The sequence below is a fragment of the Vescimonas coprocola genome, from assembly GCF_018408575.1.
In the GTDB taxonomy this organism is placed as follows: Bacteria; Bacillota; Clostridia; order Oscillospirales; family Oscillospiraceae; genus Vescimonas; species Vescimonas coprocola.
Map to the genome: position 1 here is coordinate 884,073 of NZ_AP023418.1, position 16,278 is coordinate 900,350.

Genomic DNA, 16,278 nt, shown 5'->3' on the forward strand with positions numbered 1-16,278 from the left:
TTTGAATGGATCAGAGATTCCGGCGAATGGCCATCTGGCGGCAGAAGCGGACAAAGGCCTGCTCCGACTGGGAGAGGATCGTCTCTCTGGGGTAGACCAGATAGATACTGCGGTGCAGCCCCTGCGGGTCCATGGGGAAGGTCAGCAGGCGGCCGTCATCTACCTCAGACGCCACAGAAAGGGCTGATAGCACCGAGACGCCTACGCCTTGGGCGGTCATACGCTTGATGGCCTCCGGGTCATCCACTCTGGCCACGATGTGCAGGTCCTGATCGGCAAGGCCCATATTCCGCATATAGGACTGCACGGTGCGGTCCGTGCCGGAGCCCTCTTCACGGGCTACCGTCGGCTCCCGCAGCAAATCACGGCCATAGACATTCTGCTTCTTCAAAGCCTGATAGTGAGGATTGTTGGCGGTACACATCACCAGATGATCCTCCAGCATGGGGAAGTAGGTCATGGAATCCGGCTCCAGCATAGCTCCCACGAAGCCCAACCGCACGGAGCCGCTGTGGAGCAGCTTGTGGATCTGGGCCGAGTCGCCCCGGCGCAGGTGGTAGCGGACGCCCGTAATCTGCTTCATATACTGAGCCAGCAGCTCCGGCAGCAGATACTGCGCCGGTACCGTGGAGGCTCCCAGCAGCAGGGGAAGGCCTGCGCCATCCTGATTCTGGAGGACCTCCTCCAATGCAGCGCAGTCCGCCAAGATTTTTTTGGCTGCCGGATAGACCCGCTCGCCCTCCGGTGTCAGCCGCACCCGGCGGCGTGCGTCACGGTCCAGCAGGCGGGTGGACAGAGCCGTCTCCAGTGCCGCCAGATGTGCGCTGACGGTGGACTGGCTGAGGAACAGGGCCTGCGCTGCCTGTGTAAAGCTCCCCAATTCCGCCACGGCCACGAATACCTGGATCTGTTTCAAGCTGAATTCGCTCATGTCTGCCTCCTTGCTGCGTGATACTTATAGAAATATAACACATTTTTCTATGTCTCGTCAAGTCGTGGGGCTCCGGCTGGCGAGTTTTGTAAAATCGCCGCCGACCGTTGCCAAGTCGGCTCGTGCGTGTTACAATAGAAAAAACAATGATGAACAGGGAGGAGACTTGCCATGCTGCTGGCGATCGACATCGGAAATTCCAACATATCTGTGGGGCTGTTTGACAAAGCGGGGAAACTCCTGTTTCTCTCCTCCATCGACACCGACAGCCGCAAAACGGCGGATCAGATCAGCATCGACCTGATGAATCTGTTTGCACTGTACCGCTATGATCTGAAGGACGTCACCGGTGCCATCTTTTCCAGCGTGGTGCCGCCTATCAACTTTATGATGACCAAAGCCCTGACCCGGCTGCTGGGCGAGCCACCCATGGTGGTGGGCCCCGGTGTCAAGACAGGGTTGAATATCCGCATGGAGGTCCACAACCAACTGGGGGCCGATCTGGTGGCCAACGCCGTAGCGGCGCTGGAGAAGTACGCTCCGCCCATCATTATGATCGACATGGGGACGGCCACCACCATCTCCTATATCTCCGCCAAGCGCAGCTATGAGGGCGGCCTGATGTTTCCCGGCGTGCGGCTGAGTCTGGATGCGCTGTCCGACCACACGGCCCAACTGCCGGATATCTCCTTGCAGCATCCCAAACAGTTGATTGGGAAAAATACAGAGGACTGTATGCGCTCCGGCATCGTCTACGGCACGGCGGGAATGCTGGACGGCATTATCGACCGCATCAGGGAGATGTTGCCGGGTGAGCAGCCCACCATTGTGGCCACCGGCAGTAATGCGCCGGTGATCGTACGGTATTGCCGCAACAAGGTGTATTATGACAAATATCTTCTGATGAACGGCCTGTGGGCCATCTATCAGAAGAATCACTGAACCGCAAAAGTCTCCGCACATAGATGCGGAGACTTTTGCGGTTCCATCGGATCAGCACAGCAATGACGAGATGGATGACCGTATTTCAATCCACGCATTCCATGAGGAGTGCGACAATTTGTCCGGAGTGATGCGATTGTCAGAAGTGACCCGAGGTTATCCGGAGCCAACACGAGCGCAGATGCCGCAAAACGGGGAAAAGCTTGTTTTCTCCTCTTCTCGATTGAACAAAATTTTTATTTTGTTCAATCTCGCATATCGTCTCAAAGCCTCTCCTTCCTGCGGGTATCGGTGGCACCATGGTAGCAGACAAGCGGGAGCAAGTCAAGATTGAACAAAATAATTGTTATTGTTCAATCCGTGCGGTTAATGTGGCCTACGGGACTGGTGCGACTAAGCTGCCAGTTGCTTGACGATGACAACGTACAACGAAACCAGCGTGTGTGACTACTGTTCACACACGCTGGTTTTTCTTACCGCGAAGAAGTCTGACCAGGACACCTCTTTTCAGAAGTCCCCTACCCTGCAACACGCAAGATAGCAAAAGCACCGGCCAAACGGTCGGTGCCTTTACGGTATTTCAATGCGAAAGGGTATTGAAATGCATGACTGAGCTTTGTTAATCCCCTGACAAAGATTCACAGATTTACAGAAGTTGCAGGGGGTAATACTGAACCCCCTGCCCTTGTGAGACATACACAAAACAACGGGAAAGAAATTGTGCAGTCTCACGAAGATTGTGAAATCGTAAACTAAGATTCTCAAATTCTCAGAGATTACAGGGGTAATACTAAGTATATTATACCAGATAGGCGAAAAAGTGTCAACCAGAATTTTTCGAAAGTGCATTTACAAAAAACCGCAGTCCGCAGGAACCACGGCGGGGTCGGCTTCGGAGACGAGCGCCGCAAGCGGCGAAGCCTGAGGATTGCACCGGTGCAGCCGTTCCGATGCCCTGCTGCATGAACGCCGCAAGCGGCGCACGCAGTCGCAGGGCGAACGGCACCACCGGCACGATCCTCACCCGCCTGCCTACGAACTGCGGCAAAAATAAAAAAAGATTTTACCATGGGTAAAAACAACGGGAAAGGCTATGGGGATAAGAAAGAACACGGGGAACCGCCCGCAAGGAGTACAGAGGTGCCTCAAAATAGCAGCAAACAGGGTCGGCAGCGTCTACCGAGGTGCGGCGGACTATCCTACTTGCACTGAGTTGAACAAAACATCATCCATTTTGTTCAATCTTGTGTGCCGAAGAAAAGGATCCCCCGCTGGAGCCGAGATGCCGTTTTGCGTATCATAACAGGCGAACAAATGTTTGTCAAGTAAGTCATCATGTCGTGTGGCTCAATCAACCCCTCCCTCTTTAGCCGGAGGGGTTGATTGAGCCTATAAGAACCTATTACGGATTAGAAACTTGAAGCTTGCGTGATATCTTTGATACTCCAGCAGCGATATCGTTAAATACTTCCCAAATACTTCTAAATCCCGTCACGCTTCTAAAATTTCCCGGAGCTTTGCCAGTCCCTTGCGCTCCAAGCGGGACACCTGTACCTGAGATACCTTCAGGATACGGGCAGCTTGCTCCTGTGTCATTCCCCGAAAAAAACGCAGAAGTATGGTGATCCTTTCCCGCTCCGGCAGGCTGTCGATGGCTTCCCGCAGCGCTATTTTTTCTACCATCCCCTCCTCCGGGCTGTCTGTCCCCAAGGTGGATTCCAGCGTCAGGCCGTCGATGGTCTCCTGCTGGAGGGATTCCAGCGGCCCGTTGGCCAACTTTACGGCGGCGACCTCCTCCACAGTCATTCCCGTCTCCTGCGCCAATTCTGACAGCTGCGGTTCCCTCCCCAGTGTATGGCGCAATCGTTCACGTGTATAAAACAGGGTCTGGCCCTTTTCCCGGAGGCTGCGGCCCACCTTGACGGAGCCGTCATCCCGGAGAAAACGGCGGATCTCACCGGCAATTTTGGGGACGGCGTAGGTGGAAAACTGCGTTCCATATGTGAGGTCAAATCCCTTTACAGCCTTGATAAAACCAATACATCCCAGCTGGTAGAGGTCGTCTGTGTCCACGCCGCAGCCGCTGTATCGCTTGACGATGCTCCAGATAAGCCCCACATTTTCCGTCAACACCTGCTGACAGGCGTCATTGTCGCCATTCTGCGCCCGATCCAACAGCGTCAGCAGCTCGCTCATCGCTTCGCCGGGACACGGGAGGCGATACGCTTACGCATGGTGACGGTGGTTCCCTTGCCGGGGGCAGACTTTACCGCCAGTTGATTCATAAAGCTCTCCATGATGGTGAAGCCCATACCGCTGCGCTCCTCGCCGCCGGTGGTGAACAGCGGCTGCCGGGCCTGCTCCACGTCCTCCATGCCGCAGCCCCAGTCACGAATTACCAACTCCAGCGTCTGATTTTCCAGCATCCGCAGCTTCATGACGATCTTCCCCAGCTGATTTGGATAGGCGTGGACGATGGCGTTAGTCACTGCCTCGCTGACGGCGGTTTTGATGTCTCCCAGCTCGTCCAGCGTAGGATCCAGCTGGGCGGCAAAGGCCGCTGCGGCCAGACGGGCAAAGCCCTCGTTGCTGCTGCGGCTCAAAAATTCCAAGGTCACATAGTTCTCCGGTCTCCGCTTCATATGTACTCCCCTCTCATCGTATGGTCAGATAACGTTGGAGCCCCGCCGCATCCAGCACTCGGCGGGCCTGTGCTGCGGCACCGCAGACATCTGCCGTGCCGCCCAGCTCCTGCATCCGCTGCCGGGCCCGGATCAGCAGGGCGATGCCGGAGCTGTCCATAAAGGTCACGCCGGAGAGATCCAGCGTCAGCTGTGTAGGCAGGGCCTTCTCAATCTCCTGATCCAGCCGCCGCAGGAGCCCCTTAGCGCTGTGGTGGTCCAGCTCACCTGAGAGGCGGATGCAGATATGGCGGGCCTCGCATTTTACAGAAACTTCCATTGGGATCGCTCCTTCGTGCAAAAAATAAAATCACCGCAGATCCTTCGATCTGCGGTGATTATACATGATGAAGCGGTTATTTTCTGTCAAAAACGGGGGCTTGGAAAAATTAGCCACGCATGGCCGCCGCGGACTCCCCCAGCTTGGCGATCAGCGCACGGGCCTTGTCAGCCTTCTCCCGCTCGGCATTGACCACGGCCTCCGGGGCCTTGGACACGAAGCTCTCGTTTTGCAGCTTCTTCTCGATGCGGGCCAGATTCTCCTCTGCCTTGGTTTTCTCCTTGGCGATGCGCTCCAACTCCTGCCGGATGTCCACCAGCTCCGCCAGAGGCAGATAGAGGGTGGCGTTGTGGGTGGCCACGGTGACCATACCCTTCAGATCCTCCGGAGACTGCGCCTGAACCTCCACCTCGCTGGCGTAGGCCAGCCGCATGATGAAGTCCCGGCCGCCGGCATAGATATCCGGGGTCTGGGTGACGATAAGGATCTTGGCCTTCCGGGAGGGCGGCACGTTCATCTCGGAGCGCCGGGCTCGGACGGCGGAAATGGCGTCCTTCACCGCCTCCATGGCGTTTTCCTCCTGAGTGAAGGCGAAGCGCTCCTGATACTCCGGCCACTGGGCCTGGATCAGGAAGTCGCCCTCGTGGGGCAGCGCCTGCCAGATCTCCTCGGTGATGAAGGGCATGAAGGGATGCAGCAGCTCCAGCACCCGCAGCAGCACATAGCACAGCACGTTCTGAGCCGCCAGCTTGGCCTCCTCGTCCTCGCCGTACAACCGGGCCTTGGTAAGCTCGATGTACCAGTCGCAGTAGGTGTCCCAAATGAAGTCGTAGATCTTGGCGGAGGCCACGCCCAGTTCATAGGCCTCCATATTATCCGTGACCTCCCGGATGAGGGTATTCAGCTTGCTGAGAACCCACTTGTCCTCCAGCTCCAGCTGCTCCGGTAGCTGTACATGGTCGATGGTGAGGTTCATCATCACATAGCGGGAGGCATTCCAGATCTTATTGGCAAAGTTCCGCATGGCCTCACACTTCTCCACAAAGAAGCGCATATCGTTGCCGGGGCTATTGCCGGTGATGAGGTTGAAGCGCAGGGCATCGGCACCGAACTTGTCCGCCATCTCCAGCGGGTCAATGCCGTTGCCGAGAGACTTGGACATCTTGCGGCCCTTGTCATCCCGGACCAGACCGTGGATGAACACCGTCTTGAAGGGCTCCTGCTTCATCTGCTCCATGCCGGAGAAGATCATACGGGCCACCCAGAAGAAGATGATATCGTAGCCGGTGACCAGCACGGAGGTGGGGTACCAGTACCTCAGGTCCTCGGAGTCCTTGTTGGGCCAGCCCAGCGTGGAGAAGGGCCACAGGGCGGAGCTGAACCATGTATCCAGCACGTCCTCCTCACGGGTCAGGTGGGTGCAGTCGCACTTTTCGCACCGGGTGGGATCCTGACGGCTGACGTTGATGTGTCCGCACTCGTCGCAGTACCATGCGGGAATCTGGTGGCCCCACCACAGCTGACGGGAGATGCACCAGTCATGGACGTTCTCCATCCAGTTGGTATAGGTTTTGGTAAAGCGCTCCGGCACAAACTTGATGGTGCCGTCCTTCACCACCCGGATGGCCTCCTTGGCCAGAGGCTCCATCTTCACGAACCACTGGGCGGAGATCAGGGGCTCCACGTCGTTGTGGCAGCGGTAGCAAGTGCCGACGTTGTGGGAATAGGGCTCGGTCTTGACCAGATATCCCTGCTCCTCCAGATCCTTGACGATGGCTTTGCGGCACTCGTAGCGGTCCATGCCGTTGTACTTGCCGCCGTTTTCGTTGATGGTGCCGTCGTCGTTGATGACACGGATCACCTCCAGATTGTGGCGCAGACCCACCTCGAAGTCGTTGGGATCGTGGGCAGGGGTCATCTTCACAGCACCGGTACCGAAGCCGATCTCGCAGTAATCATCACCCACAATGGGGATCTCACGGTTCATGATGGGCAGGATGCAGGTCTTGCCGATGAGGTGCTTGAAGTGCTCGTCCTCCGGGTTTACCGCCACACCGGTGTCGCCCATCATGGTCTCAGGCCGGGTGGTGGCCACCACGATATCGCCGCTGCCGTCGGCCAACGGGTAGCGGATATGCCACAGGTGGCCGGGCTTGTCGGTATACTCCACCTCGGCGTCGGACAGCGCCGTCAGGCAGTGGGGGCACCAGTTGATGATGCGGCTTCCCTTGTAGATGAGGCCCTTGTCATACAGCTCGCAGAAGGCCTCACGCACCGCCTGAGAGCAGCCCTCGTCCATGGTGAACCGGGAGCGGGACCAGTCACAGGAGGCACCCATCTTCTTCTGCTGCTCCACGATACGGTTGCCGTACTTCTCCTTCCAGGCCCAGACACGCTCCAGGAACTTTTCACGACCCAGATCATAGCGGGTCAGGTGCTCCTCCTCCCGCAGTCGCTCCTCCACCTTGATCTGGGTGGCGATACCGGCGTGGTCGGTGCCGGGAAGCCACAGGGCGGAATAGCCCTGCATCCGCTTAAAGCGGGTGAGGATATCCTGCAGCGTGGAGTCCATGGCGTGGCCCATGTGCAGCTGGCCGGTGACGTTGGGGGGAGGCATGACAATGGAAAAAGGCTTCTTCTTCGGGTCGGGGTCCGCCTTGAAGCAGCCGTTGTCCATCCACATCTGATAGATCTGCGGCTCCACCTCACGGGGATCGTATACCTTCGGCAATTCTTTACGCATATGTTCTCTCCTTCTGATTTGGATTTTATCATCAAAAAAACCGCCCCGCTCCGCCGATGCGGAACAGGACGGACTGTGATCCGTGGTACCACCTGTTGTTCGGGATGACTCCCGCACTCATGGGGCAAGCGCCCCGCCCCGATAACGGAGGGCAAACCGTTGGGACCTACTGCCGTGTTCAGTCCAAGGCTCCGGGACGACTTGGGCGGCGCATCACGGGAGCTTACACCCACCGCTCCCTCTCTTGGCTTCCGCACTCCGCTTACTGCTTCCCTTCTGTGCCGTTACACAATATATATGCAGTATAATACACTCCCGGAAAAAAGTCAAGTTCCCCTTTCCCTTTGGGCGGGGCGGTGTTATAATAGGGAGTATCTAAGAGAGGGGGCGCCGCCTTGCATATTCTGGAGCATTTGCGTACCGTGAACCGACACCGCCATCTGGTGCGGAAATACTGCTTCCGGTTGGGACTGTACTGGCAGGGACTGACCCATGATCTCAGCAAATACAGCCCCACGGAGTTCTGGCGCAGCGCCAAATACTATCAGGGCTACCGCAGTCCCAACGATCAGGAGCGGCTGGTCAACGGCGTCAGCCTGTCATGGCTCCACCACAAGGGCCGCAACCGCCACCATTTTGAATATTGGATCGACTACTGCCGGGGCGAGGACGGAACGCCCTTCATCGGTGGCTGCAAGATGCCGGTGAAGTATGTGGCGGAGATGTTCTGTGACCGCATCGCCGCCTGCCGGGTGTATCAGAAGGAGAAATACACCGATGCCTCTCCCTACGACTATTTCCAGCACTCCAAGGGGCATCTGTGCCGGTCGGAGCACGGTCACGGCTTCATCCATCCGGAGACCAGCGAGCTGCTGACCCGGTGGCTGCTGCTTCTGAAGGAGCAGGGTGAGGATGCCGCTTTCCGACAGATCCGGCAGGAGCTGAAGGAGCTGCGAAGGTCATAAATGCCGGGCAAAAGCTGCTGCCGACCCAATAGATCGGGGTGGCTTTTCCTTTTCGGTGTTTTTCACAGGCTTTCCTTTGATTTATACAGCATATTGAACAATTTCTATGTAGGGAATCCCATTAAAAAATGGCAGCAGCAGGGGTTGTGGAAGGATGTGCGCCGTGATATACTGTATGATCGTGAGAGGAAAAATGATGAAAAAGAGGAACATATGATGGAGAAAAACGGGAAAAAAAGTTTATTTTCGATTGAAATAACCACAGGGTCCCTGTGGAAAAATATTCTGCTGTTCAGCCTGCCGCTGATGATGACGCAGGTGCTGGAGGTGCTGTTCAACCTCAGCGACGTGGCCATTGCCGGTAAATTTGCCGACTATCTGGCGCTGGGCGCTGTGGGCTCCACCACTCTGCTGGTATCCCTGTTTACGGGACTGCTCATTGGCATCGGCAGCGGTGTCAATGTGGTCGTGGCCCGTGGACTGGGGCTGGGCAGTCATGAGGACGTGGAGAAGACCATCCACACCTCCCTGCTCATCTGCAGCGGTATCGGTATCGTGGTGTGCCTGGTCTGTCTGCTGCTGGCGAAGCCCATGCTGCTGCTGCTGAATACCAAGGAGGAGTTGCTGCCCGGCGCCGTGGGGTATCTGCGGATCTACGCTCTGGGTATGCCGGCCATGGCGGTATACAACTTCGGCAATGGTGTCCTCAGTGCCGCCGGGGACACAAAGCGGCCTCTGCTGTATCTGAGCATTGCCGGCGTGGTGAATGTGGCCCTGAACCTGTTCTTTGTGATCCAGTGCCACATGGCCGCCCTCGGTGTGGCCATCGCCAGCGCCATCGCCCAGTGGCTGTCCGCTCTGCTGATCATGCGGCATCTGATGAGCCAAAAGGATGCCTGCAGAGTGCATCTGAAAAAGCTGTGCATCGACAAGGCCGCCGCCAAGCGGGTGCTGATGATCGGCATCCCCTCCGGCCTGCAAAACGCCATCTTTGCCGTTGCAAACCTCTTCGTACAGATCGGCGTCAACAGCTTCGATTCGGTGATGGTATCCGGTAGCTCGGCAGCTGCCAACGCCGATACGCTGATCTTCAATATGATGTCTGCCTTCTATACTGGCTGTGCCACCTTTGTCAGCCGCAACTGGGGTGCCGGAAAGACGGATCGTATCCTCAAGAGCTACCGTATCGTTCTGCTGTATTCCTTTCTGGTGGGCAGCATCTGCGGCGGACTGCTGCTGCTGTTCGGAGACAAGTTCCTTGGACTTTTCGCCAATGAGGCGGACGTGATCGCCGCCGGTATGCAGCGGCTGAAGATCATGGGCTTCTCCTTCGGCGTCAGCGCCCTGATGGACGCCAGCATTGCCGCCTCCCGTGGAATTGGGCGCAGCATCATCCCCACCATCATCGTCATCATGGGCTCCTGCGTGTTCCGGGTCATCTGGGTGTACACGGTGTTCGCCTACTTCGGCACCATCCCCTCCCTGTTCCTGCTGTACATCTTCTCCTGGGCCATCACGGGCATTGCCGAGTGGGCCTACTTCCGGCACAGCTACAAGAAATACATCCTGCACGGACAAATATGGTAAACGAACGCCCCGGCCAGTTGACTGACCGGGGTGTCTTTTTTCGGTTCTGGTTGCACATACAAACAACTGGCCCTCCGGCATACTCGGAGGGCCAGTTTTACAGCTTATTCAGGATACGCTTACTCGGCGTCCTCGTCCCCGTCGTTCAGCAGAGCACGGATGGACAGGGAGATCTTTTGCTTCTCCTCATCCACAGCGGTGATCTTGGCATCCACGATCTGGCCCTCGGACAGAACATCACCGGGCTTCTCGATGCGGCGATCGGCGATCTGGGAGATGTGGATCAGGCCATCCACACCGGGAACGACCTCAGCGAAAGCGCCGAAGGTCATCAGCTTCACGATACGGACGGAAGCCACGTCGCCCACCTTGTAGGTCTCCATGAACTTGTCCCAAGGATTGCAGGAACGGTCCTTCACACCCAGAGAGATCTTGTGCTTCTCAGGATCGAAGGAGATGACGTACACATCCAGCGTGTCGCCCACAGAAACCACCTCAGCGGGGTTCTTGATGCGGGACCAGGACAGCTCGGAGATATGTACCATGCCGTCCACGCCGCCGATGTCCACAAACACGCCATAGCTGGTCATGGACTTGACGGTGCCGGTATAGTGCTTACCCACCTCGATGCTCTCCCAGATGGCGGCCTGAGCAGCCTGACGCTCCTCATACTGCACGGCACGGATGGAACCCACCACACGGCGGCGGGCGCGATTGACCTCGGTGATCCGCAGGGAGACGGTCTGGCCGATCATCTGGCTCAGATCAGCACCACGGGGCTGACCGCTCTGAGAGGCGGGAACGAACACACGCACACCCTTGACGTTGACGACGATGCCGCCCTTGTTCTCCTCGGTGACCTTGCCCTCAAGAGTGGTTTTGTTCTCGCAGGCCTCAGCGATATCCTCCCAGACCTTCACGGCGTCCAGACGCTTCTTGGAGAGCATAGCGTAGCCCTCCACGTCGTTGACACGGATGATGTAGGTCTCGATCTCGTCACCCACCTTCACCACGTCCTCAGGCTTCACGCTGGAATCGGCGGACAACTCTTCCGCGGAAATATAGCCTGCCTGCTTGCAGCCCAGATCCACCTGAACCTCGGTGGGACCCACGGCCGTCACGATACCGGTTACCTTCTCTCCTGTATTTAAAGTCTTAAAGGATTTGTCCAGCAGTTCCTCAAAGCTCTCTTCCTGGGGTTCCATGTTCTTGATTTCTTCGCTCATTGTTGTATATACCTCCTTAATGATGCCCGCCGGGGTGGACGCGCCGGCCGTAAGCCCCGCCATTGTGCATCCGGAAAGAAAGCCCGTCGTCAGCTCCCCCGCCTGTTCGATCTGATACACGACAGGGCAAGCCTTACGGCAGATCTCCGCTAAATGCTTCGTGTTGGCACTTTTACGATCTCCGACCACGACCATTACGTCAGCCTGAGCCGCCAATTCGGCTGCCTCCAACTGACGCCTATGCGTAGCGCTACATATTGTATCAAAGATTTTTGCGTTTGTACACAGTTTTTTTAAAATTTCTTTGGAAGTTTCCCAAATTGTTCGGATGCAGGTGGTCTGAGCCACCGCCGTCAGGGACAGAGACTGCCGGGAAGGCTCCTGCAGGAGCCATTTTTCAAGCTCCTCCGGCCCCGGAAAGATGACGCTGCGATCCGACCAGCTGGCCACACCCATGACCTCCGGATGCCGAGGCTCCCCAATGATAAGGGGGATACGCCCCTCCCGGTCGGCCTGCGCCACCAGCTGCTGGATCCGCAGTACGTTAGGACAGGTGGCGTTGACACACACCGATCCCAGTTGCTCCAGACGGTCAAAGACCTCCTTGCGCTCCCCGTGGGAGCGGATGATCACCGTCTCGCCGGGGCGGACCTCCTCCACGGAGTCCACCTGTCTGGCCCCCAGCGCCTCCAGCTCCGCCACCACATGGACGTTGTGGATGATGCTGCCCAGCATGGCGCAGCCGCCCTTTTCACGGGCTGTCTCCTCCGCCAGCTTCACAGCCCGCTCCACGCCGTAACAGAAACCGGCGCTTTTAGCTACTCTTACCTCTGCCATTGGATTCCTCCCAGCGCATAGGCCCGACGCATGATCTCCTCGGCGTTGGACTGATACTCCTCCGCCGTTCCCTTCCGGCCGGTATATACCGGGTCGTAGGGCTTTCCGATGATGATGGACACCCGGTGAAACAGGCGCTTGTCCCGGCCGATGAACACCGGCACCAGCGGCACGCCGGAGCGAATGGCCATCATGCCTACGCCGCCTTTGACATCCACGCTGCCGGGCTCCTTGACCCGTGTCCCCTCCGGGAATACCAGCAGATTCCAGCCGTCCCGCAAGCTCTGGATGGAGGTCTTGACGGCGGCGATGTCGGAGTTTCCCCGATCCACACCGAATACGCCGATGGCCCGCAGAAAGGCTCCCACCACGGGAATTTTCATCAGCTGCTTCTTGGCCATGATCCGCAGGGGGAAGTCCTGCCGCATGGCGCATATCAGCAGGATGGGGTCCACGGCGCTGGAGTGATTGGCGCACAGCAGTACCGGCTGATCCTTGGGGAGATTTTCCAGTCCCTCCACCCGCAGCGGGTGAAGAAACGTGGCAAAGGGCCGCCATGTGGCCCGGATAAAGCGGTAAAAGCGATTTTTTACCATCCGATCCTCTCCTTTATCATGTGCAGCAGGGCCTCCCGGCTCTGGTCAAAGTCCAAATGGCTGGTATCCAGCAGCAAAGCGTCCTCCGCCTGCCGCAGGGGTGCCGTCTCCCGGTGGCTGTCTGCCCAGTCCCGCTGGAGGATATCCGAGAGCACCTGATTGTAGGGCTGCGGCGTTCCCCGCTGCTCCAGCTCCTTCATGCGGCGCTGGGCCCGAATCTCCGGCGAGGCCGTCAGGAAGATCTTTACCTCCGCCTGCGGCAGCACTACCGTGCCAATGTCACGACCGTCCATCACCACACTGTGGCTGCGGGCCAGCTCCCGCTGCATCTCCAGCAGAAAGGCCCGTACCTCCGGGATGGCGGAGACCACCGAGGCCCAGCGGGAGATTTCCGGACGGCGGATGACGTCCGTCACGTCCTCCCCGTTGAGCAGCATACGCTGCAGGCCGTCCTCACCGTAGGCCATGCTCACCTGAATGTCCGGCAGCAGGGTGATGATGGCCGCCAAATCATGCGGGTCTGCCTCCCGGCGGCAGGCGTACAGGCCGATGGTGCGGTAGATGGCCCCGGTATCCACGTAGAGGATGCCTAGCTCTGCCGCTGCGGCCTTGGCCAGTGTGCTTTTCCCTGCGCCGGAGGGGCCGTCAATGGCCACGGCGTATCTCTTGTTATCCATGCGATTCGCTCCTTATTCCTCTGCGGCACTGACCCCGGCACAATGGCCGGTGGCCCATGCGATCTGCAAATTAAAACCGCCCGTATAGGCGTCTACATCCAGAATTTCCCCGGCAAAATACAGCCCCTGTACCAGCTTGGAGGCCATGGTGGCAGGCTGCACCTGCCCTACCTTCACGCCGCCGGAGGTGATGATGGCCTCCGCCACAGGCCGTGGCCCAGTGACGGGCATGGTGAAGTGCTTCAGCAGCTGCACCAGCGCACGGCGCTGCTCTCTGGTCACGGCGTTGGCCTGCTGCTGGGGGTCCATCCCCAGACGGTTCAGTATCACCGGCACCATGCTGTGGGGAACCAGACCGGAAAAGATGCGCTCCACGCTGCGGTTGGGGGCCTCACCCAGATCCCGCAGGATGCGGCTCTCCAGCTTCTGTTCGTCCAGTGCAGGCTTTAAGTCGATGCTGAGACGATAGGTCTCCTTCTCCCAATTTCGCAGGTGGGCGCTGGCCGACAGCACCAGCGGCCCGGAGACGCCGAAGTGGGTGAACAGCATCTCGCCAAATTCCCGGAAGATGGCTTTCCCTTTCCGGTTCAGCACCGTCAGCTCTACGTTTTTCAGAGCCAGCCCCTGCATCTGCCGGCAGGCCTCGTCCTCACTGACCAGCGGGACCAGTGAACCGTGGGGCGGGACGATCTCATGCCCCAGCTGCGCCGCCATGCGGTAGCCGTCGCCGGTGGATCCGGTGGCGGGATAGCTGACACCGCCGGTGGCCAGCACCACCGCCTCCGCCGGGTAGGTATCCTTCTCACCACGGACGCCGGTGACAGCACCTTCCTCTGTCTCGATGGAAACCGCCCGGTCGTGCGACCAGTGCACCTTCAGGCGATCCAGTCGGTGCTTCAGAGCACCGGATACATCGAAGGAGCGATCAGACTGGGGAAAGGCCCGGTTGCCCCGCTCCGTTTTTAAGGGGACACCCAGCTCCTCAAAAAAGGCCATGGCATCCTGGCTATTAAAGGCGGAAAAAGAACTGTAAAGGAATTTTCCATTACGGGGGATATTTTGCAGAAGCGCCTCCTCCGTACAGTTGTTGGTGACGTTGCAGCGTCCTTTTCCCGTGATATTCAGTTTTTTTCCCAGCCGCTCGTTGGGCTCGATCAGCGTGACTTGCGCCCCTCGGCCGGCAGCGGCAATGGCCGCCATCATTCCGGCGGCTCCCCCGCCGATAACTACCACTCTTTTACTCATCTTCCGTTTTCCCGAACACACTGTATTGTGACCAGACCCGCTCCAGCTCGGAGAAGGTTTCCGGCACCTCTTCGTTTTTCCGCTGACCCACTGTGACGATCAGGGCGTTCAGCAGGCTCAGCGGCGCTGTGATGGAGTCCACAAAGGAGATCATGTCGCTGCGGACCAGCAGCGCTGCCGAGGCCAGCGGATACAGGGGGGCCAGCGTACTGTCGGTGATGGCCACCACATCCGCCCCCTTTTCTCTGGCGTACTGCACGGCATTGACGGTCATTTTGGAGTACCGGGGAAAGCTGATAGCCAGCAGCACATCACCGGGCTGCACCTGCACCAGCTGCTCGAAGGTCTCCCCTGCCACGGCGTTCTGCACCAGTGTCACATTTTTGAAGATCAGGCGGAAATAGAAGTTCAGATACCCCGTCAGAAACGATGACGAGCGCATCCCCAGCAGGTAGATGTGCTGTGCCTTCAGCAGCTTGTCCACCATCTGCTCGAACTGCCCCCGGTCCACCTGCTCGATGGCGGTACGGAGACTGTCCATATCCCGCTGCATGACGCTGGTCAGCAGATCCCCCTGCATCTGGTCGTTGGACACCTGAATGCGCTGGATAGAGGTGAGCTTTCCACGGATCAGCTCCCGCAGATCCCGCTGCATCTCCGGATAGCCCTCGTAGCCCAGCTGGGCGGCGAAGCGCACCACCGTGGACTCGCTGACCTCCACCGTCTGTCCCAGCCGGCTGGCGGTCATAAAGGCCGCCTTGTCATAGTGCTCCAGAATGTAGGCGGCAATGCGCTTTTGTCCCTTGGAAAACTGTGGCATTTGCTGGCGAATGGTATGCAGCACGTTGTTATTCAACCCCATCGCTTCCCTTCAAGTCTTGTAATTCCTCATCTGTTAAGTATCTCCACTTGCCAGATGGAAGGTTCCCCAAATGCAGGGTATGCTCCTGCACCCGCCGCAGCCGCAGCACGGAAAGCCCCGCCTGACGGCACATCCGGCGGATCTGCCGGTTCTTGCCCTGATGGATGATCACCTCCAGCACCGCCGTCTCCCCTTTTTGGGACAGACGGCGCACCTGTGCCGGTTGAATGGGCTCCCCCTCCAGCATCCGCATCCGGGAGAGCCGTTCCTCGGCCCCCTCCAGAGCGCCGGATACCGTCACCTGATAGACTTTGTCCACCTGATGCCGGGGGTGCAGCAGCTGTTGGGCCAGGGTCCCGTCATTGGTGAACAACAGCAGCCCCTCGGAATCCTTATCCAGCCGTCCCACGGGGAACACTCTCCGGCCGCAGTCCGCCACCAGTTCCGCCGCCGTTTTGCGGCCCCGCTCGTCGGAAAGGGTGGTGACGTACCCTCTGGGCTTGTTCAGCATCAGATACACCGGCTCCGGTGCCGCAGCCACAGGCCTTCCGTCCACCAGCAGGGTATCCCGCTCCGGGTCGCCGCTCTCCCCCAGTCCGGCCACCCGGCCGTTGAGGGTCACACGCCCCTGCCGCAGCAGTTCCTCTGCCGCACGGCGGGAGGAGATACCGCAGCGGGCGATCCATTTTTGCAGGCGTTCCTCCAT

The 16,278-nt window shown here is 58.5% G+C and carries 14 protein-coding genes and 1 other annotated feature; of the genes, 3 read left to right on the forward strand and 11 right to left on the reverse strand.

The window, feature by feature from the left end; genetic code table 11:
- Positions 1-10 precede the first annotated feature (10 nt).
- Complete coding sequence (locus KJS28_RS04400) at positions 11-931, reverse strand: selenium metabolism-associated LysR family transcriptional regulator (RefSeq protein ID WP_021859078.1); 921 nt, start codon at positions 929-931, stop codon at positions 11-13.
- A gap of 171 nt (positions 932-1,102) precedes the next feature.
- On the opposite strand from KJS28_RS04400, the gene KJS28_RS04405 reads away from it, so the two are divergent.
- The gene (locus tag KJS28_RS04405; protein ID WP_021859077.1) at positions 1,103-1,873 is read left to right on the forward strand and encodes a type III pantothenate kinase; all 771 of its coding nucleotides are present in this window, start codon (positions 1,103-1,105) and stop codon (positions 1,871-1,873) included.
- Positions 1,874-3,364: 1,491 nt separating this feature from the next.
- Here the strand turns inward: KJS28_RS04405 and KJS28_RS04410 are convergent.
- The 4 genes from KJS28_RS04410 to KJS28_RS04425 all read right to left on the reverse strand — a co-directional run bounded on the left by KJS28_RS04410 (position 3,365) and on the right by KJS28_RS04425 (position 7,577).
- Positions 3,365-4,069 (reverse strand): sigma-70 family RNA polymerase sigma factor, encoded by a 705-nt coding sequence (locus KJS28_RS04410; protein WP_213541879.1) that lies wholly within the window; start codon positions 4,067-4,069, stop codon positions 3,365-3,367.
- Positions 4,066-4,515, reverse strand: coding sequence for an anti-sigma F factor (gene spoIIAB, locus KJS28_RS04415; protein WP_213541880.1), 450 nt, complete (start codon positions 4,513-4,515; stop codon positions 4,066-4,068). Before spoIIAB ends, KJS28_RS04410 begins: the two co-directional genes overlap by 4 nt.
- Before the next feature lie 13 nt (positions 4,516-4,528).
- Complete coding sequence (locus KJS28_RS04420; RefSeq protein ID WP_213541881.1) at positions 4,529-4,834, reverse strand: STAS domain-containing protein; 306 nt, start codon at positions 4,832-4,834, stop codon at positions 4,529-4,531.
- Positions 4,835-4,943: 109 nt separating this feature from the next.
- Entirely contained in the window at positions 4,944-7,577 is a 2,634-nt protein-coding gene (locus KJS28_RS04425; protein WP_213541882.1) for a valine--tRNA ligase, read from the reverse strand.
- A gap of 61 nt (positions 7,578-7,638) precedes the next feature.
- Positions 7,639-7,865 (reverse strand) — a binding site (T-box leader).
- A 107-nt stretch (positions 7,866-7,972) separates the two neighbouring features.
- On the opposite strand from KJS28_RS04425, the gene KJS28_RS04430 reads away from it, so the two are divergent.
- Together KJS28_RS04430 and KJS28_RS04435 are read left to right on the forward strand one after the other, a co-directional pair.
- Positions 7,973-8,542, forward strand: a complete 570-nt coding sequence (locus tag KJS28_RS04430) for a DUF5662 family protein (RefSeq protein ID WP_213541883.1) — start codon at positions 7,973-7,975, stop codon at positions 8,540-8,542.
- Positions 8,543-8,755: 213 nt separating this feature from the next.
- Positions 8,756-10,129: an MATE family efflux transporter gene (locus tag KJS28_RS04435; RefSeq protein ID WP_324614765.1), complete on the forward strand. Its 1,374-nt coding sequence runs from the start codon at positions 8,756-8,758 to the stop codon at positions 10,127-10,129.
- A gap of 119 nt (positions 10,130-10,248) precedes the next feature.
- On the opposite strand, the gene KJS28_RS04440 is transcribed toward KJS28_RS04435, so the two are convergent.
- The 6 genes from KJS28_RS04440 to KJS28_RS04465 are packed head-to-tail and all read right to left on the reverse strand — an operon-like array spanning position 10,249 to position 16,278.
- Positions 10,249-12,192, reverse strand: a complete 1,944-nt coding sequence (locus KJS28_RS04440; RefSeq protein ID WP_213541884.1) for a bifunctional 4-hydroxy-3-methylbut-2-enyl diphosphate reductase/30S ribosomal protein S1 — start codon at positions 12,190-12,192, stop codon at positions 10,249-10,251.
- Positions 12,180-12,788, reverse strand: coding sequence for a lysophospholipid acyltransferase family protein (locus KJS28_RS04445; RefSeq protein WP_021859069.1), 609 nt, complete (start codon positions 12,786-12,788; stop codon positions 12,180-12,182). Before KJS28_RS04445 ends, KJS28_RS04440 begins: the two co-directional genes overlap by 13 nt.
- Complete coding sequence (gene cmk, locus KJS28_RS04450) at positions 12,782-13,465, reverse strand: (d)CMP kinase (protein WP_213541885.1); 684 nt, start codon at positions 13,463-13,465, stop codon at positions 12,782-12,784. Before cmk ends, KJS28_RS04445 begins: the two co-directional genes overlap by 7 nt.
- A 12-nt stretch (positions 13,466-13,477) precedes the next feature.
- Positions 13,478-14,710, reverse strand: a complete 1,233-nt coding sequence (locus KJS28_RS04455) for a BaiN/RdsA family NAD(P)/FAD-dependent oxidoreductase (RefSeq protein ID WP_213541886.1) — start codon at positions 14,708-14,710, stop codon at positions 13,478-13,480.
- Positions 14,703-15,572: a MurR/RpiR family transcriptional regulator gene (locus KJS28_RS04460; protein WP_021859066.1), complete on the reverse strand. Its 870-nt coding sequence runs from the start codon at positions 15,570-15,572 to the stop codon at positions 14,703-14,705. Before KJS28_RS04460 ends, KJS28_RS04455 begins: the two co-directional genes overlap by 8 nt.
- On the reverse strand, positions 15,559-16,278 hold the full coding sequence (locus KJS28_RS04465; protein WP_021859065.1) for a pseudouridine synthase: 720 nt from the start codon (positions 16,276-16,278) through the stop codon (positions 15,559-15,561). Before KJS28_RS04465 ends, KJS28_RS04460 begins: the two co-directional genes overlap by 14 nt.